Origin of the sequence: Denitrobaculum tricleocarpae (genome assembly GCF_007004665.1) — a bacterium.
In the GTDB taxonomy this organism is placed as follows: Bacteria; Pseudomonadota; Alphaproteobacteria; order Kiloniellales; family Kiloniellaceae; genus Denitrobaculum; species Denitrobaculum tricleocarpae.
Genome location: NZ_ML660068.1, coordinates 1 through 22,099 on the forward strand (window position 1 = coordinate 1; position 22,099 = coordinate 22,099).

General features: G+C 61.8%; 21 protein-coding genes. 8 read left to right on the forward strand and 13 right to left on the reverse strand.

Going from position 1 to position 22,099, the window contains the following annotated elements:
• Positions 1-220: 220 nt before the first annotated feature.
• The 3 genes from FKG95_RS27790 (at position 221) to FKG95_RS27800 (ending at position 3,305) form a co-directional block, all read left to right on the forward strand.
• Complete coding sequence (locus FKG95_RS27790) at positions 221-1,234, forward strand: C4-dicarboxylate TRAP transporter substrate-binding protein (RefSeq protein WP_142899734.1); 1,014 nt, start codon at positions 221-223, stop codon at positions 1,232-1,234.
• A 71-nt stretch (positions 1,235-1,305) separates the two neighbouring features.
• Positions 1,306-1,980 carry a TRAP transporter small permease subunit gene (locus FKG95_RS27795; RefSeq protein WP_142899735.1) on the forward strand — a complete coding sequence of 225 codons (675 nt, stop codon included), beginning with the start codon at positions 1,306-1,308 and terminating at the stop codon, positions 1,978-1,980.
• Positions 1,977-3,305, forward strand: coding sequence for a TRAP transporter large permease (locus FKG95_RS27800; RefSeq protein ID WP_142899736.1), 1,329 nt, complete (start codon positions 1,977-1,979; stop codon positions 3,303-3,305). The genes FKG95_RS27795 and FKG95_RS27800 overlap by 4 nt, the downstream gene beginning before the upstream one ends.
• A gap of 35 nt (positions 3,306-3,340) precedes the next feature.
• Here the strand turns inward: FKG95_RS27800 and FKG95_RS27805 are convergent, their stop codons facing one another.
• Positions 3,341-3,829 carry an Lrp/AsnC family transcriptional regulator gene (locus FKG95_RS27805; RefSeq protein WP_142899737.1) on the reverse strand — a complete coding sequence of 163 codons (489 nt, stop codon included), beginning with the start codon at positions 3,827-3,829 and terminating at the stop codon, positions 3,341-3,343.
• A 218-nt stretch (positions 3,830-4,047) separates the two neighbouring features.
• On the opposite strand from FKG95_RS27805, the gene rocF reads away from it, so the two are divergent.
• Together rocF and rocD are read left to right on the forward strand one after the other, a co-directional pair.
• The gene (rocF, locus tag FKG95_RS27810) at positions 4,048-5,046 is read left to right on the forward strand and encodes an arginase (RefSeq protein ID WP_246116926.1); all 999 of its coding nucleotides are present in this window, start codon (positions 4,048-4,050) and stop codon (positions 5,044-5,046) included.
• Positions 5,047-5,081: 35 nt separating this feature from the next.
• Positions 5,082-6,290, forward strand: a complete 1,209-nt coding sequence (gene rocD, locus FKG95_RS27815; RefSeq protein WP_142899738.1) for an ornithine--oxo-acid transaminase — start codon at positions 5,082-5,084, stop codon at positions 6,288-6,290.
• 18 nt (positions 6,291-6,308) lie between these two features.
• On the opposite strand, the gene FKG95_RS27820 is transcribed toward rocD, so the two are convergent.
• The 11 genes from FKG95_RS27820 to znuA all read right to left on the reverse strand — a co-directional run bounded on the left by FKG95_RS27820 (position 6,309) and on the right by znuA (position 18,670).
• The gene (locus FKG95_RS27820; protein ID WP_142899739.1) at positions 6,309-6,884 is read right to left on the reverse strand and encodes an ATP-binding protein; all 576 of its coding nucleotides are present in this window, start codon (positions 6,882-6,884) and stop codon (positions 6,309-6,311) included.
• 218 nt (positions 6,885-7,102) lie between these two features.
• Positions 7,103-8,176 (reverse strand): TRAP transporter substrate-binding protein, encoded by a 1,074-nt coding sequence (locus FKG95_RS27825; RefSeq protein WP_142899740.1) that lies wholly within the window; start codon positions 8,174-8,176, stop codon positions 7,103-7,105.
• A 22-nt stretch (positions 8,177-8,198) separates the two neighbouring features.
• Positions 8,199-9,503, reverse strand: coding sequence for a TRAP transporter large permease (locus FKG95_RS27830; protein ID WP_142899741.1), 1,305 nt, complete (start codon positions 9,501-9,503; stop codon positions 8,199-8,201).
• A 14-nt stretch (positions 9,504-9,517) separates the two neighbouring features.
• A complete protein-coding gene (locus FKG95_RS27835) occupies positions 9,518-10,150 on the reverse strand; it encodes a TRAP transporter small permease (RefSeq protein ID WP_142899742.1) in 633 nt (210 codons plus the stop codon).
• 66 nt (positions 10,151-10,216) lie between these two features.
• Positions 10,217-10,951, reverse strand: a complete 735-nt coding sequence (locus FKG95_RS27840; RefSeq protein ID WP_142899743.1) for an SDR family NAD(P)-dependent oxidoreductase — start codon at positions 10,949-10,951, stop codon at positions 10,217-10,219.
• Entirely contained in the window at positions 10,948-13,017 is a 2,070-nt protein-coding gene (locus FKG95_RS27845; protein WP_142899744.1) for a TIM-barrel domain-containing protein, read from the reverse strand. Before FKG95_RS27845 ends, FKG95_RS27840 begins: the two co-directional genes overlap by 4 nt.
• An 11-nt stretch (positions 13,018-13,028) precedes the next feature.
• Positions 13,029-14,390 (reverse strand): L-fucose/L-arabinose isomerase family protein, encoded by a 1,362-nt coding sequence (locus tag FKG95_RS27850; RefSeq protein WP_142899745.1) that lies wholly within the window; start codon positions 14,388-14,390, stop codon positions 13,029-13,031.
• On the reverse strand, positions 14,387-15,433 hold the full coding sequence (locus FKG95_RS27855) for a tagatose 1,6-diphosphate aldolase (RefSeq protein WP_142899746.1): 1,047 nt from the start codon (positions 15,431-15,433) through the stop codon (positions 14,387-14,389). The genes FKG95_RS27850 and FKG95_RS27855 overlap by 4 nt, the downstream gene beginning before the upstream one ends.
• A gap of 242 nt (positions 15,434-15,675) precedes the next feature.
• Positions 15,676-16,443, reverse strand: coding sequence for a DeoR/GlpR family DNA-binding transcription regulator (locus FKG95_RS27860; RefSeq protein ID WP_142899747.1), 768 nt, complete (start codon positions 16,441-16,443; stop codon positions 15,676-15,678).
• Between the two features lie 28 nt (positions 16,444-16,471).
• The gene (locus tag FKG95_RS27865; protein WP_142899748.1) at positions 16,472-17,374 is read right to left on the reverse strand and encodes a PfkB family carbohydrate kinase; all 903 of its coding nucleotides are present in this window, start codon (positions 17,372-17,374) and stop codon (positions 16,472-16,474) included.
• 132 nt (positions 17,375-17,506) lie between these two features.
• On the reverse strand, positions 17,507-18,670 hold the full coding sequence (gene znuA / locus FKG95_RS27870) for a zinc ABC transporter substrate-binding protein ZnuA (protein ID WP_142899749.1): 1,164 nt from the start codon (positions 18,668-18,670) through the stop codon (positions 17,507-17,509).
• A gap of 228 nt (positions 18,671-18,898) precedes the next feature.
• Here znuA and FKG95_RS27875 point away from each other — a divergent pair, with 228 nt between their 5' ends.
• The 3 genes from FKG95_RS27875 to FKG95_RS27885 are packed head-to-tail and all read left to right on the forward strand — an operon-like array spanning position 18,899 to position 21,043.
• Positions 18,899-19,831 (forward strand): ATP-binding cassette domain-containing protein, encoded by a 933-nt coding sequence (locus tag FKG95_RS27875; protein ID WP_179954310.1) that lies wholly within the window; start codon positions 18,899-18,901, stop codon positions 19,829-19,831.
• Positions 19,821-20,645, forward strand: a complete 825-nt coding sequence (locus tag FKG95_RS27880) for a metal ABC transporter permease (RefSeq protein ID WP_142899751.1) — start codon at positions 19,821-19,823, stop codon at positions 20,643-20,645. Before FKG95_RS27875 ends, FKG95_RS27880 begins: the two co-directional genes overlap by 11 nt.
• Positions 20,642-21,043, forward strand: coding sequence for a Fur family transcriptional regulator (locus FKG95_RS27885; RefSeq protein ID WP_142899752.1), 402 nt, complete (start codon positions 20,642-20,644; stop codon positions 21,041-21,043). The genes FKG95_RS27880 and FKG95_RS27885 overlap by 4 nt, the downstream gene beginning before the upstream one ends.
• Before the next feature lie 20 nt (positions 21,044-21,063).
• Here FKG95_RS27885 and FKG95_RS27890 read toward each other — a convergent pair whose 3' ends face one another.
• Positions 21,064-22,098, reverse strand: coding sequence for a proline racemase family protein (locus tag FKG95_RS27890; protein WP_142899753.1), 1,035 nt, complete (start codon positions 22,096-22,098; stop codon positions 21,064-21,066).
• Position 22,099: the final 1 nt, after the last annotated feature.

Below are 22,099 nucleotides of genomic sequence, written 5' to 3' on the forward strand. Positions count from 1 at the left end.
GATCCGAGACCACTCTTCGTCGCTTAGATAAAATAACTTTCTGCCCATCCAAACCTCCTATCATCAGAAAGCTTGAATCACAGTTCCAATGTCACGAAAAGCACCAATTGAGTACAGACCCTAGAGCTGCCGCGACCGGTCTGCACAGGCGCAGACCGCAAACTATGACCTCCGCGGCGCAGGTATGCCGCGGGATGCAGATACAGGGAGATAGAGATCTATGATCCGTTTTTCATGGAAAACAGCAGCTTTGGCGGGCCTTGCCATCACATTCGCGGGTGCAGAGGTCATGGCAGCCACGACCTGGAACGCCTCGCTATGGGGCAAGCGCCGGGCCTTTACCGAGCATATGGAAAAGCTCTCCGAACTGGTTGCTCAAAAATCCAACGGCGAGTTCCAGATTAAACTTCACTACGGTGCCGCGCTGTCGAAGAACCGGGAAAACCTTGATGGTATTTCCATCGGTGCCTTCGAAATGGCGCAGTTCTGCGCGGGTTACCACCGCGACAAAAATCCGACCATTACCGTCCTTGAACTGCCGTTCCTGGGTGTGACGACACTGGAGCAGGAGATCAAGCTCTCCAATGCAGTCTACAGCCATCCGGCCACCCAGAAGGACCTGGCCCGCTGGAATGCCAAGCTTCTGATGCCCTCGCCGATGCCGCAGTACAACGTGGCCGGCACGGGCGCCGCGCCCACCAGCCTCGCTGACTTCGACGGCATGCGCATCCGGGCGACCGGTGGTATCGGCCAAGCCTTCAAGACGGTCGGCGCGGTTCCAACCTCGGTGACCTCTTCCGAGGCTTATAACGCGCTGGAATCCGGTGTGGTCGATTCGGTCGCTTTCGCACCGCACGCCCATCTGGCGTTCCGGACCGTCGATATCGCCAAGTGGTGGACGACCAACCTGAACCCGGGGACTGTGAACTGCCCGATCGTCGCCAATATCGATTCATTCGAGGCGCTTTCTGACGAGAACAAAGAGATCCTGATGAGCTCGATCCCGGAGGCTCTGGACCACTATCTGGCCAAATACGGCGAGGTCTATGACAAGTGGGGTCCAGTGCTGGAGGAGAACGGCGTTCAGAAAATTGATTTTCCTCAGGCTGAGATCGATGCTTTCCGCGAGTCCGCGGCGACGCCTGCGCGCGAAGCCTGGATCAAGGATATGGAAGCCAAAGGTGTTCCAGCTCAGGAACTCTATGATCTGGTTGTTAAAACCCTGAACGAATAGTTTGCTTTAGGCAGACATATATCCTCGGCCCCTGCTGATGCGGGGGCCGTTGCCTTTTCCGGGGGACACTCATGGCCAGCACCACCGTACGGACTGACGATTCGCTGCTCTCCAAAGCGGATCGGCAAATTTTCCGTGTCGAATCGACCCTTAATCTGATGGCCGGACTGGTCGTCTTCACGCTGATGATCCTGGCGGTCGCCCAGATCGTCGGGCGCAAAGTCTTCAACCTGCCGATCCCCGGTTTCATCGACTGGGTCGAGCAGTTCATGGTGGTCTTCGCGTTCCTGGGTGTGGCCTATTGCCAACGGCTTGGCGGGCATATCCGCATGGACATCCTGATCGGCAGGGTGCGTGGCCGTCCGCTCTGGCTGGCGGAGGTCGTGGGCGTGCTTCTCATGATGATTGCGGTCGGGGCTCTGGTCTACGGTTCCTATCTTCATTTCGAACGGGCCCTCACGATCGGTGATTCGACCATCGACATCGCACTGCCCACCTGGCCCGCGAAGCTGATGGTGCCGGTTGCGCTGGGACTGCTGTGGCTGCGGTTACTGGTTCAGCTGATTGGCTACGGGCGGGCATTCATCAACGGCGAAGAGATCCCCATCGCCGTCCCCATGATCGAGGACGCCGCCGCCGTTGCCAAGCGCGAGGCGGAAGAAGCCATGGGGCTCAGTCTCGATGAACTCGAGGGACGTGGCAAAGACCCTGATGGAGGTGATAAGGACAAGGGGGCACGGTCATGACCCCATTTGAGATTGGTCTCCTCTTTTCAGGTCTGCTGGTCGTTCTGGTCCTGATCGGCGTGCGGGTGGCCTTCGCGGCGGCTCTGATCGGCCTGTTCGGCCTGATCACCATTCAGGCGCAGCGCCTGGGCTTTGACAAAGGTCTGCTGGTCGCGATCAAGCTGGCGGGCACCATTCCGCATTCCAAGTCCACGACCTATGCCCTGTCGCTGATCCCGACCTTCATTCTGATCGGTTATCTCGCCTATTACGCCGGCCTGACCAAGAGCCTCTTTGAAGCCGCCAAGCGCTGGGTCGGCTGGCTGCCGGGCGGGCTGGGCGTCGCAACGGTCTTCGCCACGGCCGGTTTCGCCGCGGTTTCGGGCGCGTCGGTCGCGACCTCGGCGGTCTTTGCCCGCATTGCGATCCCGGAAATGCTGAAGGTCGGCTACGACAAAGCCTTCGCCGCCGGCGTGGTTGCCGCGGGCGGGACACTGGCCTCGCTGATACCGCCCTCGGCGATCCTGGTGATCTACGCGATCATCGTGGAGCAGTCGGTCGGGCAGCTTCTGCTGGCGGGCTTCCTGCCGGGTGCTGTCTCGGCACTGATCTACGCGGGGATCGTCATCGGCCTCGCCAAGTGGCGGAAAGACCTCGGGCCGCCGGTCGGCGGCTTCACCTGGCGTCAGCGCTTCGAGAGCCTGCCGGGTGCCATGCCGATTTTCGCAGTGGTCGCGATCATCATCTACTGCATCTATTTCGGCTGGGGCACGCCGACCGAAGCCGGCGCATTGGGCGCCTTCGTGGTGCTGGTCATGGCCGTCTGGAAGGGCATGCGCTGGGGCGAACTCAAGGGCGCCCTGATGGAGAGCGCCAAATTGACGGTGATGATCTTCACCATCATCTGGGGTGTCCTGCTCTATGTGCGCTTCCTGGGTTTCGCCGGCCTGCCGGAGACCTTCGCGGAATGGATTGCCGGACTGGATCAGCCCCGTATCGTGACCCTGCTGATGATCCTGGCGGCCTATGCGATCCTGGGCATGTTCATGGACGCGATCGGCATGCTGCTGCTGACCTTGCCGGTGGTCTATCCCGCGGTGATCGCGCTGGGCTACGACCCGATCTGGTTCGGGATCATCGTGGTGAAGATGGCCGAGCTCTGCCTGATCACACCGCCCATCGGGCTCAACTGTTTCGTGGTGGCGGGGGTCAGACCGGACATATCGGTGCAGGATGTCTTCAAGGGGGCATCGCCGTTTTTCATCGCGGACGTTCTGACCGTTGCCGTGCTGATCGCTTTCCCTGAAATCGTGCTGTGGCTGCCGAACAAGATTGCCGGGGGCTGACAGAGAAAGAGGCTGACGGAGAGCGGATCGGATCTCTATTGCCGGACAAGGCGTTCGAGCGCGACGCCTTTGCTCTCCTTGGTCGCCTGCAGCACCACATGGCTGCTGAGGTTCAGGCCTTCCGGCCCCGTGGCCAGCAGGTGATCGCTGATCGCCGTGTAGGTCCCGATATCGCTGCAGACAAAGCGTAGCAGATAGTCGAACTGACCGCTGACCTTGTGGCATTCCACCAGCTCGGGAATGTCCGCGACCGCGGCTTCAAAAGCACCGAACGCCCCTTTTTCGTGGCTTGAGAGGCTGACGCTGACGAAGACCGTGATCGTCTGCGCGACGCGTTCCAGGTCGATGTGGCAGCTATAGCCCTTGATGACCCCGAGCTTTTCAAGCCGCCTGACCCGTTGCAGGCAGGGACTGGGGGACAATCCGACCCTTTCCGAGAGCGCCTGATTGGTGATCCGGCCGTCATCCTGCAGTGTCGCCAGGATCTTGAGATCGATCCGGTCCAGTTCATTATGCTGTGTCACTTAGCTTCCTTCGCTGAATTCCCAGCGTTTGCGCCCTGGATATTCTGCTGAATTCCCAGAATTATTGGGTTTTTAATGCTTTCGTAAGTTACAGCAGTTTCTGCTGTCATGCCAGAGCTGTCCGGCAGGTCCTACTTGCAGCCGCAATATCTTCGGCAGCACATGAGCCCGGGTATCTGGCATCCTTGACCCGGGTTTGAACGATAGGATCGCTTTTCATGGTGGCTGGAACCGAAATTCTGGAGCGTGCGTCCTCTGGCGGCGATGCCGCGGTCGATACCTCGAGTACTTTATCGGCGGATATGTCGAATCAGATCGGATTGATCGGTGTCCCGACCGACGTCGGGGCCGGTGTCCGCGGTGCCTGCCTTGGGCCCGAAGCCCTCAGGATCGCGGGCCTTGCCAAGGCCCTGACGGGGCTTGGCCATAAGGTCTCGGATCTGGGCGACCTCGACGGGCCCCCCAATCCTGACGAGCAGCCGGGTAACGGCTGCCGCAATCTGCGTGAGGTCAGCACCTGGTGCCGTCTCCTGCGCGACCGCGTGACCGATGTTGCCGGTCAGGGCATGACACCTGTCGTGCTGGGCGGCGATCATTGCATCGCCATGGGCTCTATTGCCGGCATCGCCAAGCACTGCAGCGCCTCTGGGCAGCCGCTCTATGTGCTTTGGTTCGACGCCCATACGGATTTCAACACGCCCCTGTCGTCGCCCTCCGGCAATGTCCACGGCATGCCGATCGCCGCGCTCTGCGGGCGCATCAAGGACTCCGAGTTCGATCTGGGTGTCCCGACCCCTGTCGTCGACCCCAGCAGGATCAACCTCTTTGGGATCCGTTCCGTCGATCATATCGAGAAGGCGACCCTGGTCGACAGTGGTTTGAAGGTCTTCGATATGCGCGCGATCGACGAGCGCAGCACCTTCACCATCATGCGCGAGATCCTGGACGAGGTGACGGCGGCCAAGGGGCATCTGCACGTCAGCCTGGACGTGGACTTCCTGGATCCCAGCATTGCGCCGGGCGTCGGCACGACCGTTCCGGGCGGCGTCACCTACCGCGAGGCGCATCTTTGCATGGAGATGATTGCGGAGTCCGGGCTGATGGGGTCGCTGGATCTGGTCGAGCTCAATCCGCTGCTCGACGAAAAAAACAAGTCCGCCGAACTGCTGGTCGATCTGACCGGCAGTCTCTTCGGCAAGGCGACCCTGCACCGCTGAAGTGCGGCGCGCCGGCAAATCTTTGGAGATGAGAGATGGAACTGAATCCCAAACAACTGGTCGCGGTCGAGGCGGAACTTGGCGCCCATAACTATAAGCCGCTCGACGTGGTGCTCTCCCGGGGCGAGGGGATCTGGGTCTGGGATGCGGACGGCAAGCGCTACATGGATTGCCTTTCGGCCTATTCAGCGGTCAATCAGGGACACTGCCATCCGAAGATCCGGGAAGCGCTGATCGAGCAGTCCGGACGTCTTGCCCTGACCTCGCGCGCCTTTCACAACGATCAATTGGCGCTCTTCTATCAGGAGGTCTGCGAGCTCACCAATTCTCACAAGGTCCTGCCCATGAACAGTGGGGCCGAAGCGGTGGAGAGCGCCATCAAGGCGGTGCGCAAGTGGGGCTATGAGGTCAAGCGTGTTCCGGACAATCAGGCCGAAATCATCGTCTGCAGCGACAATTTCCATGGACGGACCATCACCATCGTCGGCTTCAGCACCGACCCGGCGGCGCGCAACCACTTCGGGCCCTTCGCGCCCGGCTTCAAGGTGGTTCCCTTCGGCGATGCTGAGGCCCTGGAAGCGGCTATCACACCCACCACCGTCGGCTTCCTGGTCGAACCGATCCAGGGCGAGGCCGGCGTGATCATTCCGCCCGACGGTTATCTGAAGCAGGTCCGCGAGATCTGCAGCCGGGAAAACGTCGTCCTGATCCTGGATGAGATCCAAACCGGCCTGGGCCGGACAGGCAAACTCCTGGCCGAGGAACACGAGGAGATCGAGGCTGATCTGACCCTGGTCGGCAAGGCGCTTTCCGGTGGTTTTTATCCGGTTTCCGCCGTGCTTTCGAACTCGGAAGTGCTGGGTGTGCTCAAACCGGGTCAGCATGGCTCGACCTTCGGCGGCAATCCCATGGCCTGCGCCGTGGCCCGGGCGGCCCTGCGCGTGCTGATCGAAGAGGGTATGATCGAAAACGCCGAGAAGATGGGAGACCATTTCCTCGACGGCCTGAAGAGCATCCGCAACAACCTGGTCAAGGAAGTGCGGGGCCGCGGCCTGATGCTTGCGGTCGAATTCCATCGTGAAGCAGGGGGCGCCCGGCAGTACTGCGAAGCGCTCCGCGAATCAGGAATCCTCTGCAAGGAAACCCATGTCGATACCATCCGCTTCGCGCCGCCGCTGATCATCGACAAAGACCAGATCGATTGGGCCCTGGAGCGCATCGCGCCGGTCCTGCGCATGCAATAACCGCTATGGCGCGGAGGTTCAGTCCTCGTCGCCGGTAAAGCGGATAATGCGGTGAAAATAGCGGCGCAGCGCCTCGTTGCGTTCCGGCCGGGCGTTGGTGGAAAAGATCACCAGGTCCGCATGACGCTCCATCCGCTCGAGCAGGTAGGAGACCTCTTGGTTGGCGTAGCGGTCATGGCTGTCCTTGACCTCTGTGCGTTTGCCGAAGAGCGCATCCGCTTCGTCGAAGAACAGCAGCCAGTTCTCGGCCTCGGCCCGTTCAAGCAGTTTGCTGAGGTTTTTTTCCGTTTCGCCGATATAGCGTGAGATCAGATTGGGCAGATCGACATAGACCACGCGGCGGCCGTTCTTTTGACCGAGCAGCAGCGCCGCAAGCGTCTTGCCGGTGCCCGGCGGGCCGGAAAAGAGAACGCGGTAGCTCTCCGCTTTGCCCGCACGGCGCAGGCTTTGCTCTTCCTTGCGGAGTTCCGCCAGTTCGACTTTGATCTTCTTGAAAGCGCCGACGTCCTGCCAGTTCAATTCGGTTGTCAGTTCTCGCGCCGGAAAGGATCTTCCGAAAGCCTTGAGATCATTCGCCTGGATTCTTGGCGTCATATCACGTCCCCTCTCTCCATCAAGCGCCGAATGTCTTTTCTCCCCGACTCATCCGCGTCCGAATGCACGTATTCTCGCATGATTGGCCGCGAGTATAGCTCATTTTTTGAGAGATCCACCAAATTGCGATCTCGGTGCGGTCCGGCGCTGTGTGAGAAAAAGAGCCGCCGGATGTGGAATCCGGCGGCCCATTGAGGTTTTCGACAGGGGTATGACCGCTATTTCGCGGCTTCTTCGAACTCGGCCGTCAACTTGGCTTCACAGTCGTTGACTGCGGTCTGCGCGGCATTAATCCATTCATTGCCGAAGTTCTTCGCATACCAGTCCCAGACCGGCTGCGCGGCTTTCTGGAAGGCCGCTTTCTCCTCGGCGGTCGGTGAGTAGATCGTGCCTCCGGCTTCCTTGAAGGTCTCGAAGGCATCCACGCCCTTGCGCATGGGCAGGACACGGGCCGTCTGCTTCAGGAACTGGAAGCCGTCATAGACGATCCGCTGATGTTCCGGGCTCAAGTCCTGGAACGCGTCTTCGTTCATCCACCAGAGCGCGGCCATATAGGCGTGGCCATCGAGCGAGATGTACTTGAGGTGATCCTGGAACTTCATGTTCACGATGTCGGTGATGCCGTTCTTGGTGCCCTCCACGACGCCGGTGCCCAGCGAGGTGTAAACCTCCGGCCAGGCGATCGGGGTCGGGTTGCCGCCCAGGGACTTCACCAGTTCGATCTGAATATCGGCGCCGATGGTGCGCAGCTTCAGACCGTCGACGTCATCAGGTGTTTTGACCTGTTTGCTGGTGGTCGCGATGTTGCGCCAGCCGCCGGTGTTGGAGACCACCATCAGTCTGGCCGCACCGACGTCCTGCAGCACCGCGGCTCGGATTTTGCTGACCAGCGGGCCGTCAAAGACGCATTCCGCCACCCGGTCGTTGGGCAGCAGATAGGGCAGATCCAGGAACTGGGCAGGCGGGTACCAGCCCGCGAGACCGCCGTTGGTGGTGATGTAAATCTCCAGCCGGCCATCCAGCAGAGCTTCCGAGCATTCGTCCGCGTTGGAGCAGAAGCGCCCCGACGGGAAGATCTCGACCTCGATCGCGCCGTTGGAGGCACTCTCGACGTAGTTCTTAAGCACCAGAGAGCCGTCATAGTCCTCGTCGTCCGGTGAGCCGAGAAACGCGATTTTCAAAGTCGTATCCGCGGCCATCGCCGGGGTGGTATTGATCGCTATCCCACTCAGGGCCGCTGCCCCGAAGCCGAAGGCGGCCGTGGTGGCGGCTAGTTTTTTCCAGGTCATCATCCCATTTACCTCCCTATTCTTGTCATTGGATCAAACCAAGGGCCCGAGGCAGAAACAGCGTCAGGTCCTCCACATAGGTGATCAGGAGGATCACCAGCACCTCTACCGCCAGGAACGGCAGCATGGATTTTACGATCAGCTCGACGCGCACCTTGGCGACCGACGAGGCGACGAAGAGCACCAGCCCCATCGGCGGTGTCGCCAGGCCGACAGTGACGTTCACGCACATGATGATGGCGAAGTGGACCGGATCGAGTCCCAGGTCCGTCACGAAGACGCTGCCCAGGATCGGGCCCAGGATCAGGATCGCCGGACCGGCATCCAGGAACATGCCCACGATGAAGAGCATGATGTTGCAGAGAAATAGCAGCAGCAGCGGGTTCTCCGTCAGCGACAGCAGAAAATCCGACAGCATCTGCGCCGCGCCGACCTGGTCCGCGACCCAGGAGAAGGATTTGGAAGCCCCGATCAGCAAAAGAATGATGCCCGATGCCACCGCCGCGCGCAGGAAGACCCGGGGCACTTCGCGCAGCTTCAGGGTGCGCAACACCACCAGGGCAACGAAGAAGGCATAGAAGGCCGCGACACCCGCCGCCTCGGTGGGTGTGAACCAGCCCGAGAGGATGCCGCCCAGAAGGATAACCGGCGTCAGCAGCGGCCAGAAGGAAGCGCCCGCGGCCCGCGCGACTTCTCGGGCGGGGGCGCGCTCGTTGGCGACGGGAAAATCATGCTTGATGGCGAGAAAATAGGTCACGGCCATCAGCCCGCCGCCGATCATCAGACCGGGAATGAGGCCGGCCGCAAAGAGCGCCGCCGGGCTGACTCCCATGATAAAGGCGTAGATGATCATGATGCCGCTGGGCGGAATGATCGGTCCGATCACTGACGAGGCCGCCGTCACCGCCGCTGCGAACTGACGGCTGTAACCGTTTTTCTCCATGGCGGGGATCAGCATCGATCCCAGAGCCGAAGTGTCGGCTACCGCCGAGCCTGACAAGCCGGCGAAAAGAATGGACGACAGGATATTGACATGCGCCAGCCCGCCGCGCACATGGCCGATCAGGGTCTGCGAGAAGTGCACCAGCCGTGCGGTGATCCCGCCTGTGTTCATGATCTCGCCGGCAAGAATGAACATGGGCAATGCCATCAGCGGCACCGACGACATGCCGGAGAAAAGCTGGCTGAGCAGAGAATTGAGATCGCGCGGTTTAAAGTCGTTGCCCAGGTCGTTCACCACCGTGACCCCCGAGGCGATCAGCAGCCCGAAGACGACCGGCACACTGACGGCCAGCAGGAGCAGGAAAGTCCAGAGAAAAGCCATTGGCATAACGCTATATTCCCCTATTCCGCCCGGTTGGCTTCGACTTCCTCGAAGCTCCGCACAGGTTTGACCTGTTCGTTAAAGGGATCGATCAGTCCGAGGATGTAACGGAAGATCAGCTCTATGTTGGCCAGCAGCAGCAAGGTCATGCAGATCGGCATGGAGATGTAGACCGCGCGCCAGGGAATGTTGATAACCGGGATCATCACCCGGGCCTTGAAGGGCCGGATCGAGGCCAGATCAAGTCCCAACAGCCAGTCCAGGAAGATCTCGGTCGGCATGAAGCGGATACCGACTTTGCGCAGGGTGAGGTCCAGACCAATCAGGAAGAGCAGCATGAGGATAAGGTGGATGACCAGCAGATGCAGCCGGGCGATGCGCCCGCCGAGCATGTCATGGAAAAAATCAAGGGACACGTTAGCTGCCCGGCGATAAGCGATCGGCGCGATGACGAAGGCGGAGACCGGCAACATCACGATGAAGGCTTTTTCCGTCCAGGGCATGGAAATGCCGGTTTTGCGGCCAAAGACCGAGAGGACCACCGTGATCAGCATGATGGCGATGCCGATCCAGGCAATGGGCTTCAGGACCTCCTCGGCGGCCCGGTTGACCCGTCGGAGGCCACTGATCACCAGCAGCAAAAGGCTTGTCATTTTTCCTCCCAATCGGATCGCCGGGCGGCGCTTTTTTCCGCGCCTTGCATTCCGGTCGATCCCGCGTCAGTCGTTTACCTGTCCACCATCCACATTGATTGTTTGTCCCGTCACGTAGCTCGCGTCCTTGCTGAGCAGAAATTTGATCACGGATGCAACTTCCTCGGGTTCGCCGAAGCGGCCCAGCGGGATTTCCCGCAGCAGCATGTCGCGCCGCTTTTCGATCACCTTGGCGGGCATCGAAGTTTTGATGATTCCGGGCGAAACCGCGTTGACGGTGGCCTTCGTCTTGAAACGCCGGGCGAGGGCGCGGGTCAGTCCGACCAGCCCGCCCTTGGCGGCGGTGTAGGCGACGTGATCGACAGCCCCCCGGCGGAAGGCGAGCGAGGAAACGAAGACCACCCGGCCGATTTCATCGGCGGGAAAGCGGTTCGTCATGGCGGTTGCCAGGTCGTAGCCATTGGTCAGATTGTTGGCCAGGGCACGATCCCAGATTCCGTGGTCACGCCCGAGTTGGGGATCTTCCTCGAAGACGCCGGCCAGATGGACAAAACCGTATATCGGGTCTGAGATGGCGGCGAGTGCGGCTTCGTAGTCGGCGGGTGACGCGGTATCGCGTGCGTCAGCCAGAACCTGTTGCTCTGTCGAGCTTTGAAGTTCGGACGCTAATTCCATGACGCTGCTGCCGGGCCGGTCGAGCAGCAAGAGACTGTACCCTTTGCCAAGGAAGATCGGACAACAGGCCCGTCCAATACCACCGGCGGCACCCGTCACGACAATCCATCTGGTGGCAGTATTCATCCGTCGCCGCCCTCCGGTCCATAAAGCCGCAGCGTTTCAATGCGGTTCGAGTCATTGAGTGCACCGGTATGCTGGACCACTGGCCCGAGCGGCAGGCGCGCGCCTTCGCGCACGAAAAGCACGGCCTTGCGCAGCGACACGTCGCGCTCCAGCACCTGACCGCCGGTCACGGGCTCTTCGGTCCAGAAGTCGTACCAGGTGCCCTTGGGCAGGTAGAATCGGACCCTGCCGCCGGGCTGCAACACCGGAGCCACGAAAAGATCGTCACCGAGCATATACTGCTCATCGAAGGCCCAGGCCGCCGGATCCTCCGGGCAGGCGACCGCCATGGCGCGCATCACCGGCAGTCCCATCTCCGCCTGATCCGCGCAATCCTCCAGATAAGGGATCAGGCGGTATCGCAATTCGAGCCAGTCGCGGACGATGACTTCGACGTCCTGGCCAAAGGCCCAGGGCTCGCGCTCGCCGATTCCATGCATCCGGCAGTGGGATGAGAGCACACCGGCCTGAACCCAGCGCACGTAGAGCTCCGGGTCGGGATCGCCGCCATAAAAGCCGCCGATGTCATGACTGTAGTAGGGACAGCCGCTCATACCCCAGGACTGGCCGCCCCGGATGCTTGCCGCCAGGCCTTCCCAGCTGACTTCCGGGTCGCCGCCCCACTGGATCGGTGCGGTTTGACTGCCGCTCCAACCGGACCGCGCCCAGACCATGGCGTCAGCGCCGAAGTGGTCTTGAGTCGCTTCGTAAACGCAGCGGTTATAGAGCAGGGGATAGACATTATGCAGGCGGCGGCCATCGTCGCCATTGGCCGCGTGCGCATCCCTGGGCACCTGTTCGCCGAAGTCGCTCTTGATCACATCGATCCCGCTGTCGAAGAGCCCCTGGTGCGCTTTCGCATACCAGGCATAGGCATCGGGATGAGTGAAATCGACAAGGCCGCTCGGTGGCAAGGGTGTGAGAACCGTGCCGAAGGGGGCCGGATCCCAATGGTAGACGTAAGGCGCGCCATCTTCGTCTTTCAGCAGCCAGTCTCTCGAGGCCAATTCGGCGAAGAGGGGATGTTTCTGTGAGATTAGCGGGTATTCCCAGACGCAAACCCGCAGTTTCAGGTCCTTGATCTTTTGGGTGAAGGCCTTGGGATCGGGATAGCGGTCGGCGTCCCACTCAAAGGCGAAACGCGTAGAGGTGTCGAGCCATGCCCGTCCGTCCAGCGTAAAGACATCGCAGGGCATGCGCTTTTCACGCAGGGTCTGCGCTGTCGATAGGGCCTCGTCCGCAGTCTTGTAAAAGGCTTTGCTCAGCCAGAGGCCGTAGCTCCAGCGCGGCGGCTTGGCGGGACGTCCTGTAAGAGCGGTATAGCGTTCGAGAATTTCCGTCGGTCCCTCGGCGGCGATCAGGAAGAGATCCAGTTCGCTGCTCTCGACCTCCAGGCCGTAAGTCCGGTGGGACCATTGGGGGTAGCCGACACCATGCCGCACGGTGGTCGGCGTGTTGACGAAGAGCCCCCAGCCCGCAGGGCTCCAGGCAAAGGGCGTATTCTTGTAGGAGATCTCGGCATTCACCCCGAGCGCGTCTTCGTTCTGGCTGACCACCAACTGACCGCGCCGGTTCAACGGACCGTACTTCTCACCCAGACCGAAAACCGGATGGCCGCTATCCAGATTGAATGCGGCGAAGAGCCCCCGCTCGGTTTCGGCGAAAGGCGGCAGCCTGAAGGAACGCCGAAAGTGCCGGTCGGTGGTCGAATGGAAGATGACCTTCCCGGCTTTGCGCAGAATAAAACAAAGGGGATCGTTCAGCAGATCCAGCTCCAGGTCGCCGGCCGCAAGACAATAGCCGCCTTCGACCTTGCCTGTTTTGAGGGCGAGCGCCGGGCCGAGGTCGGCGAGGATCGGATAGTCGGCCCCGTCGGGTTCGCCGAGCCGGATGCGGACGATGCCGGTCAGCGGAAAGGAAACCTCCAGGGGCTTGCCGCCGACCGAGAAGCGCGCCACGTGCTCATCCGAATCGATCAGGGCGAGGCCTGAAAGCGGGGAGAGGGCATGGGGCGTTAGCTCGGGCACAGCTTATCTCTTCAGGTCAGCTCGATGACGGGCAGGTCGAGCATGGCGGCCAGCCGCCGCAGGGCGGGGCGGTGCTCGCCGTAAACCAGTCCGGTGTGGTGTTCCAGCCCTTCGCGCATGATGCGCTCCAGCACCTCGCCTGCCGGTTTGTCGAAGCGCACGACGCCGGAGGTGCCGGAGAAGCTCAGCGGTGCCCGCAGGATCTCCGCGCCGCCCAGCACCAGGCGGATCTCGTTCTTGGCCTGGGTCAGGCGGGCCAGAGTTACCCTCCCGGGCTTCAGGGCGAATTCGTTCAGCAGGGGCAGTTTGCGGTTCGAGTGGATCGCCGGACCGATCGGGCCTTCCGGATCTGCCATGGAAATAGGCGCCTGCCCGCAGTGCCAGAAAACCGCTGTGTCGTCCTCGACGTTGACGTCGACCAGATCGGTGTTGAAGGCGGGCTCTCCGGCGGTCCACTGCAGGACCAGGGAACTCAGCGCGCCGAAGACATCGGCTTCGCAGCCACAGGGCGTGCCGTCCTGATTCATGAAAGCCATGGGGCCGCAGGCCGCGCAACCGAAGTCGGTGAAGAACTCTGGCCAGCAGCGCACGGCGAGGGCCTGCAGGTTTTCTTCGTCGGCGAGACCGCGCAGCGCGACGTAGACCTTCATGCTTTTCTGCAGGGAGTCCTGATCCAGATCGTCGAGCGAACCCAGGTCACCCGCGGCCCGTGCGCGAACCGCATCGGCTTTGGCGTCGTCGACAGCCGCCGCCGAGGCAATGAAGCCCCCGATCGGCAAAGTCTGGGTTTCCACGCCGAAGCGGGATTTCAGTTCCGCCGTATCGTAGGAACAGGTGTCGAAGCCCGCCGGATGTTCGCCGACCACGCCGATCCGGGTCTGGGTCAGACGCCGTTTCACATAGCCGGCGCGGGCGAGCGCCATGATCTCCTTCAGGGCCTCCGGAGAGTCCGCTTCACGGTGAACGTAATCGAAAGACTGTCCCGCTTTGCCGAGCGCGTGGGCGGCGAGATTGATACCGCAGAAGCCGTTCAGGCGCAGCCGCCCGCCGCTGCGGGGTTCCGGGAAGGACCAGAGGACCAGGGGCGCATCGACGGATTTCGCCAGCTCGACCGTCATGGTGGCGTCGGTGAAGGTCACCTGCAGTACGAGCAGCAGATCGAGCGGCTTCTCGGTCAGCGCGCCGAGGTTCGAGCGCATGGCCTCCGCGTCGAACTGAAGTGCGGTAGAGCCCACGATATCCGCATCCAGGCCTTCAAGCGCCGCCATGGCCGTGGCCAGTAGCGATTCCGCGTAGGGCACATCGAAGGTCGGTCTGCCGATGGCGACGACACCGATGGAGAGTCTGCGGCTGCCGAGGTTCGCGTTGATCATGCCGCGGTTCCATCCCCATACATGCGCGGAAATTCTGCCCCGGCCCCGGCGATGCGGTAGCCTTCCGCGAAAGCCGGATGGGCCTGCCAGGGTGTGGCCTCGGCGTCGGTGAGTTGGTTGATCGATTCCATGTAAGCCACGCTTTCGCTGGTCAGCGCGCGGTCGACGGCGTTCATATCGGGATAGTTCTGCATGGCCTGCCACCAGATGGCGCGTCCGGCCAGAAAGCCGTTGGCACCGGCGTTATAGGCATAGCGCAAAACGTTTTTGAAAGAGCTTTGGTTGGCGCCGGCGCTGAGCATCACCCAGGGGCGTGTGGTTGCCTCGCCCAAAGCGTCGAACCATTTCTGGCATTCGGCGGCATCGGGCGACCCCGGGTCGGGCACCTGATCCGCCGGGATCGGGCTTTCCAGTTTGAAAATATCGACCCCGAAGCGGGGATCGGCGAAGGTGCGCACGGAGTCCACGACATTCTGCGGCCGTTTGAATTGATGCTCGCGGTAGTCTGTCGTCTGATCCTCCTCGCCGGGCAGCGGGTAGACCAGCATCTCGAAGAGAAAACAGATGTCGTGGCGGGCGCAGGCCTGCCCGACCTCTTCGACGTATCTCTGTTGATGCGCGCAGATTTCGGGGTCCGCGTCGGGCCGGTACCAGGCCAGAACCTTCACGGCGTCCGCACCCATGCGCTTGATCTTTTCCACGCTCCAGTCGGTGATGCTGGCTGACTTGCGGCCGCCGCCGGTCTCTTCGAAGCGATGATCTTCCAGGGTGACGATCAGGCCCTGTCCCGGATGAACGTGCCGCACCGCATCCGAGTAGGCCCAGATGGGGTCCAGGAGCATGGCCGAGGCCTTGGGCGCCAGATTGCGCGTCAGGGCTTCCTTGACGGCGGAGACCTCCTCGTCCGGTGCGGACTCACCGCCTTTTTGCGCGGTGATCAGGTTCATGATCGGGGGCCGCTGATCGACGGCCACCATCTTGAAGCGCCCCTGCGTGTCGGCCAGACGGCGCAGAGACCAGAGTTTGCCTGCGGAAATTTCCATGTTGCTTGTCGCGACTCCCAACGCGCTATGACTGCTTCGGCAGTTTTGCTTTGTTATCGGTTGACCCTGTCTCGGCTGTTACCGTTTCGGCTCTTGGTGCCTGGGCAGGTTGTCCGATTTTCAAATTATACCGCTGTTTTGGAGTATAATGCTCGAATATGGACAAAAAATTCCATAAGAATTTTCATATTCCAACATTTTTTGGATCGATTTTCAGAAACGCGGCGAAAATCGCCCCTGATTCAGGCCGAATCCGTTGTCATGATTTCGACGCTGCAGTTGGCGAGAACCTTCTGCATTGCGGGTGGGGGCATACGATCGGTGAAGACGGCGGTGACATCCGACATGCTACCGATCTTGACCGAAGCGGTGCGCCCGAACTTGGTGTGGTCGGCAGCGACAATCACGTGGCGGGCGTTCCGCATCATGGTTTGGGCCACCATGGTTTCGTTATAGTCGTAATCCAGCAGGGTGCCGTCGCTGTCGATGGCGCCGACGCTGACGACCGCGAAGTCAACGCGGAATTGCTCCACAAAGTCCAGCGCCGCCGTCCCGACGATACCGCCGTTGTGGTGGCGGATGCTGCCGCCTGCCACCAGGGTGTCGATGTTCGGCCGGGTATGCAGCACCGTCGCAGCGTGCAGGTTGTTGGTGATGACCCGCAGGCCCTCGCGGTCGACCAGCTTGCGGGCGACCATCTCCATGGTGGTGCCGATGGTCATGAAGATCGAGCTGTTATCCGGCAGGTAGTCCGCGACCGCGCGGCCGATGGCTTCCTTTTCCTCCAGGTGCGAGATTTTTCGCAGCGCATAGTCGGTATTGATCACGCTGGAGGGCAGGCCGACGCCGCCGTGGTGCCGGACCAGGAGTTCCGCGTCGCAGAGCTCGGCCACATCCCGGCGCACCGTCTGGGTGGAAACCCCGAACTCTTTGGCCAGTGTTTCCACGATCCCGACGCCGCGCCGGCGCACGTGGTCTAAAATCGCTTCGCGGCGTTCGCTGCTTTTCATTACGTTTTCTCTCTCACGTCTTCAGACCTCAGTTCTCCTGCAGGAATTTCTCCAGCTCCGCGCGGCTGGGTGTTCCGGCGCGTCCGCCGGGCCGGGTGCACTTCAGGGCTGCGGCGGCGGTTGCGAAGCGCATTGCCTCGGCAAGAGGCTGCCGTTCCCCCAGGGCGAGAGCAAAGGCGCCGTGAAAGACATCGCCCGCGCCCAGGGTGTCGACGACCGTGACGGGAAAGGCGGGCTGATGGCCGCTGTTGCCCTCACCGTCGATCCAGAAGCAGCCCTCTGCGCCTGCTGTCACGGCAACAATTCCCTGGGTCTTGCTGCGCGCGGCCGCCAGTCCTGCCCGCGCATCCTCCTGGCCGGTAAAGGCCCGCAGCGCGGGTGCGGAGAAGACGACATGACTGGCGGCCTCGACCAGCGGCGCAATGGCCTCTGGCTCCGATGTCAGATCCGCATCCAGCACCGAGGTCGTTCCGCTTTGCCGCGCGGCCGCCAGGAGGCTTTTTGCGCCCTGCGGCCAACGCAGGTCGGCCAGCACGACATCCGCCGCCGCCACCTGTTCCAGGGGAAGCCAGGCGGGGTCGCCGTCGAGGCCGGGGTCGCCGGGTGTCACGATCATGCGCTCGCCCGCTGCGTCGATCAGAACGACGGCAAGGCCCGAGTTTCTATTTGGGAAACGGCGGACATTCGCCGTGTCGACGCCATAGGATTGAAGGTCGGCGAGGATTCTCCGTCCGACGTCATCCTCGCCCACGCGGCTCCAGAGCGCCGTTTCCGCACCCAGCCGTGCGGCCGCCGCGGCAGCGGTCGCCGCCGGGCCGCCGCCGACTTCGGTAAAGGACTTGGCGAAGTTCTTGCCGCCGCCGCTCGGTAAGTGTTCAAGCGTAAAAATCTGGTCCCAAACCGCCAGCCCCAGGCAGATCACTTTCGTCATTCAGGCAGGAGTCCGCGTTGCTTTCTGTTTCTCGCATTCCCTTCCTAGGATCGCGAAAAATGAGCGAAATGCAACATCGGTTGCGCAAAAACCAACATTGTGGACAGAGCCTTCAACCGGCGCAGGTGCGGGTCAGCTGCTCCCAGACAGGCAGTTTTTCATGCTGGACGCCATGCTGCGGATCAGGTCGAGGTAGAGATCCGGGCCGTCGCCAGCCTGTTCTGTCCCCAGGGGGTCGAGCACGCCGGAGCGGGCGTTGGTGCCCTCGGTCACCACCTGAACCAGCTTGGGTTCGAACTGCGGTTCCGCAAAGACACAGGTCTCGCCGAGCGCCCGCACGCGCTCCTGGATCTCCGCGACCCGCTGGGCGCCGGGAATCACCTCGGGGCTGACGGTGATGGAACCTGCGGCCGTCACGCCGAAGCGGTTTTCGAAGTACTGGTAGGCGTCGTGGAAAACGATAAAGGATTTGGCACGGACCGGTGCCAGATCGGCTGCGACTTCGCTGGTCAGCGCGTCGATGCGCTTGGCATAGCTCTCGGCATTCGCCTCGTAGGTCGCGGCGTTGGCCGGATCGAGCGCCACGAGGGCTTCTTCGATCTCATGCAGCATGGCCTTGGCGTTCTCCGGATCGAGCCAGAGGTGCATGTCGATCTCGCCGTGGGCATGCTCGTCATGATCATGCTTGTCATGGTCATGGTCATGGTCGTCGTGGGCATGTTCTTCGTGAGCATGTTTGTCGTGGTCATGATCGTCGTGGGCATGCTCATCATGATCATGTTTGTCGTGATCATGTTCTTCGTGAGCATGTTCATCATGGTCGTGTTTGTCGTGGTCGTGATCATCGTGGCCATGCTCTTCATGGCCGTGATCGTGCTTCTCGAAGGGGCCGCCCTCGCGGAACTCCAGTTTGGTCAGATCGTGCGCTTCGCTCAGGGTGACCAGTTTCGCATTTTCACCCAGGCTTTCGATCGGTTTTTCCAAAAAGGCCTCGAGGTCAGGACCGATCCAGAAGACCAGCTTGGCGTTTTGAAGATTCCGGGCTTCCGACGGGCGCAGGCTGTAGCGGTGCGGTGAGGCCGCGCCCTTTACGATCAGGCCGGGTTCGCCGACACCCTCCATGACCGCGCTCACCAGGGAGTGCACCGGTTTGATGGAGGTGACGACGGCGCCTTCCTCGAGGGCGGCGGCAGACGGGATTTTCATCAGGGCGACGACAGAAACCGTAGCCAGGGCGAGGGCTGTGGATCGCAGATGTCTGTCCGTCAAGCCCTTGAGAAGTCCGTTGATTTGCATTCCTGGCAGCCTTTGTTGAACGTTTCGTCGTTTGCGTCGATATGTTATGACATTACATCATATTTGTGAAACGCTATAACCTATGCAATACAGAGACGCAAGCGCGAGTGCGAGCCGGTTCTGTCGAATCCCTCACGAACGCTGCTCGTCTGCGTTAGTGAGCGGTGGAAACTGCCTGTATTGCCTGAGCAGACGAGTTTTGGTGGCCGCTTGGATATGAAGGATAGAATGGAACAGGCTGCAGCAGCACCGAAAACGCTGGTTGAGGCGCGCGGGATCGGTTTGCGCCGGGCGGGCCGCTGGCTGGTCAGCGGCGTGGATCTCGCGGTCAAAGCGGGCGAGATCGTGACCCTGATCGGACCCAATGGTTCGGGCAAGAGCACAACCGCGAAAATCACGATCGGGATCCAGAAGCCGGACAGCGGCCAGGTGACGCGTGCCAGGGGCCTGCGCATCGGCTACGTGCCGCAAAAGCTCACCATCGACTGGACCTTGCCGCTGACCGTGGCCCGCCTGATGACCCTGACGGGCCGCTATGGCACACCCGAAGTCACGCAAGCCCTTGAGGAGGTCGGCATAGCCCACCTGGCGCAGGCCGAGGTTCAGCATCTCTCCGGCGGCGAGTTCCAGCGCGCGCTTCTGGCCCGGGCCATGATCGGCAAGCCCGATCTGCTGGTGCTCGATGAGCCTGTCCAGGGTGTCGACTTCGCGGGCGAGGTCGCGCTCTACAATCTGATCCGGGAAATCCGGGACCGGACCGGCTGCGGTATCCTGCTGATCTCCCACGACCTTCACGTGGTCATGGCCGAGACCGACACGGTGGTTTGTCTTAACGGCCATGTCTGCTGCCGGGGTACGCCGGAGTCCGTCGTGACCAGCCCTGAGTACCTGCAGCTCTTCGGCAGCCGGGCCGCCGAGACCCTCGCGGTCTACCGCCATCATCACGACCATACACATCTGCCCGACGGCCGGGTGCAGCGCGCGGACGGCGTGATCCTGGGCGACGGGCACGCGCACGGCGACCATGCGCATTGTGATCACAGCCAACAGATTCCAGCCGAGCCTCAGACGCTGCCCGAGGCCGGGGCGGGCGTGAGCCCTCTGCCTGAACCGGCGGCCAAGGATCAGACCCGGGACCCGGAGGCCGCCAATGCTCGATGATTTCTTCGTTCGCGCGCTGGTCGCCGGTGTTGGGCTGGCTTTGGTCACCGGACCGCTTGGCTGCTTCATCGTCTGGCGGCGCATGGCCTATTTCGGTGACACCATGGCCCATTCGGCTCTCTTGGGTGTCGCCCTGGCGTTTCTTTTCGATATCAATCTGATCCTCGGCGTTTTCCTCGTCGCGGCGCTGGTCTCCGTCGCCTTGCTGCTGCTCCAACGGCGCGGCGTGCTCTCGACCGATGCGCTGCTGGGTATCCTCTCCCACTCGACCCTGGCTCTGGGGCTGGTCATGGTCGCCTTTATGACCTGGGTGCGGATCGATCTCATGGGCTTCCTTTTCGGCGATATTCTGGCCGTATCCCGGCCGGATATTCTGGTGATCTACGCCGGCGGTACGCTGATCCTGGGGCTGCTGATCTGGATGTGGCGGCCGCTTCTGGCCGCGACGGTCAGTACGGAGCTGGCCGAGGCCGAGGGCATGCGTCCGGAAGTTTCGCGTGTGGTCCTGATGCTGTTGATGGCCTGCGTCATTGCCATCGCCATGAAGATCGTCGGTATTCTGCTAATCACGGCATTGCTGATCATTCCGGCGGCGACGGCAAGACGCTTTGCCGGGACACCGGAACAGATGGCGGTGATGGCGTCGTTCCTGGGTGCCGCCGCCGTCGTGGGCGGGCTCTTCGGGTCTTTGCGCTTCGACACGCCTTCGGGACCCTCGATTGTGGTCGCGGCCCTGGCTTTCTTCCTCTTGAGCCTTTTATATGGCGGCAGGCTCAAAGCCCGCCTGACCGCCTCTAACGGGAGTTCCACATGACGGCGCCGCTTCCCAACCTGACCAAGAATCAGTCGCTCGTGTTCGAAACCCTCGCCGAAGCCGGCGCGCCCTTGAGCGCCTATACGATCCTCGACCAGCTGCGCGAGCACGGCTTTCGCGCCCCGCTGCAGGTTTACCGCGCTCTCGACAAGCTTCTGGAGCGCGGGCTGATCCACCGGCTGGAGAGCCTGAACGCCTTTGTCGCTTGCCAGCACAAGCATAGCCACGGTCACCAGGGCGCGACGGTCTTCGTGATCTGCGGGACCTGCGGCGACGTGAACGAACTGCACGACCAGGTGATCAACGATCAGATTATGCGCCGGGCGGTCGAACAGAAATTCCAGGTGGAAAGCGCGATGGTCGAACTGCGCGGCCGCTGTTCGGGCTGTGCGGACTGAGTCTGTGGTGGTGAAACTGCTCAGTTAAGCAGATCGAAGGCATCACCCCAGCAGTCGGCGACCTTATAGCCTTCCGGATAGGGATCGCTCGGGTCGAGACCGATCTGGTGGAAGCCGTGAATCCATCCCCGCCCGGTAATGCGGGGCAGGATCGCGGCGCGCCCGACCAAAGTCGTAGCACCGGCAATCTCAACCTTGAAACGGCTGTCGATGATCGAGCGTGCGGTAAAGCTGTCGCCGGCCTTGGCCTCACCGCGCGCCGCCATGACCGCGAGCCGGGCCGAATTGCCGGTGCCGCAGGGGGAGCGGTCGATCCGCCCCGGCGGCATGATGGTCGCGCCCTTGAGTTCGCCTTCAGCGTTATGGGACACGAACATGACGTAGGAGATCCCCTCCAGGCCCGGAATTTCCGGATGTGAGATCTCGAGCTGCTGGTTGATGGCGCGGTGGATCCGGCTGCCGGCATCGACCAGATGGCGCGCCGTATCCGGACCGATCTTGGTGTCAATCACCGCCGGATCGACCAGCGCGTAGAAGATGCCGCCGAAAGCAATATCGACGGAGACCTCGCCGATGCCTTCGACCTCGACCTTTGCGTCCAGCTGATCGGCGAAGCAGGGCGTCATGGCGAGCGACACGCTCTCGCACTTCCCCTCCCGGCAGGTTGCGGTTGCGGTCACCAGTCCGGCGGCGGTGTCCAGGGTGACGACGGTTTCGGGCTCGTGCATCTCCAGAATGCCGGTCTCCAACAGGACCGTGACCACACAGATGGCGTTGGAGCCGGACATGGCATGGGCCTTGTCGCCCTGCAGGCAGATGAAGCCGGCATCCGCGTCGGGGTGGCAGGGCGGAAACAGCAGGTTGGTGCTCATTTGCGCCGTGCCGCGCGGCTCGAAGACCAGGAACTTGCGCAGGGAATCGTCGACTTCGTTCAGATAGCGCAGCTTCTCCAGAATGCTGTCGCCGGGAACATCCAGAACACCACCGGTGACCACGCGTCCGATCTCTCCCTCGGCGTGGGCTTCCACAAGATTTACCGTTTTCTTCCAACGCATT

Coding starts and splice junctions, on each gene's coding strand:
- FKG95_RS27790 (WP_142899734.1), top strand. CDS start 221: ATGATCCGTTTTTCATGGAAAACAGCAGCTTTGGCGGGCCTTGCCATC.
- FKG95_RS27860 (WP_142899747.1), bottom strand. CDS start 16,443: ATGAAAAGCAGCGAACGCCGCGAAGCGATTTTAGACCACGTGCGCCGG.
- FKG95_RS27885 (WP_142899752.1), top strand. CDS start 20,642: ATGACGGCGCCGCTTCCCAACCTGACCAAGAATCAGTCGCTCGTGTTC.
- FKG95_RS27800 (WP_142899736.1), top strand. CDS start 1,977: ATGACCCCATTTGAGATTGGTCTCCTCTTTTCAGGTCTGCTGGTCGTT.
- rocF (WP_246116926.1), top strand. CDS start 4,048: ATGGTGGCTGGAACCGAAATTCTGGAGCGTGCGTCCTCTGGCGGCGAT.
- FKG95_RS27830 (WP_142899741.1), bottom strand. CDS start 9,503: ATGCCAATGGCTTTTCTCTGGACTTTCCTGCTCCTGCTGGCCGTCAGT.
- FKG95_RS27875 (WP_179954310.1), top strand. CDS start 18,899: ATGGAACAGGCTGCAGCAGCACCGAAAACGCTGGTTGAGGCGCGCGGG.
- FKG95_RS27890 (WP_142899753.1), bottom strand. CDS start 22,098: ATGCGTTGGAAGAAAACGGTAAATCTTGTGGAAGCCCACGCCGAGGGA.
- FKG95_RS27820 (WP_142899739.1), bottom strand. CDS start 6,884: ATGACGCCAAGAATCCAGGCGAATGATCTCAAGGCTTTCGGAAGATCC.
- FKG95_RS27835 (WP_142899742.1), bottom strand. CDS start 10,150: ATGACAAGCCTTTTGCTGCTGGTGATCAGTGGCCTCCGACGGGTCAAC.
- FKG95_RS27840 (WP_142899743.1), bottom strand. CDS start 10,951: ATGAATACTGCCACCAGATGGATTGTCGTGACGGGTGCCGCCGGTGGT.
- FKG95_RS27795 (WP_142899735.1), top strand. CDS start 1,306: ATGGCCAGCACCACCGTACGGACTGACGATTCGCTGCTCTCCAAAGCG.
- FKG95_RS27825 (WP_142899740.1), bottom strand. CDS start 8,176: ATGATGACCTGGAAAAAACTAGCCGCCACCACGGCCGCCTTCGGCTTC.
- FKG95_RS27865 (WP_142899748.1), bottom strand. CDS start 17,374: ATGACGAAAGTGATCTGCCTGGGGCTGGCGGTTTGGGACCAGATTTTT.
- rocD (WP_142899738.1), top strand. CDS start 5,082: ATGGAACTGAATCCCAAACAACTGGTCGCGGTCGAGGCGGAACTTGGC.
- znuA (WP_142899749.1), bottom strand. CDS start 18,670: ATGCAAATCAACGGACTTCTCAAGGGCTTGACGGACAGACATCTGCGA.
- FKG95_RS27855 (WP_142899746.1), bottom strand. CDS start 15,433: ATGGAAATTTCCGCAGGCAAACTCTGGTCTCTGCGCCGTCTGGCCGAC.
- FKG95_RS27850 (WP_142899745.1), bottom strand. CDS start 14,390: ATGATCAACGCGAACCTCGGCAGCCGCAGACTCTCCATCGGTGTCGTC.
- FKG95_RS27880 (WP_142899751.1), top strand. CDS start 19,821: ATGCTCGATGATTTCTTCGTTCGCGCGCTGGTCGCCGGTGTTGGGCTG.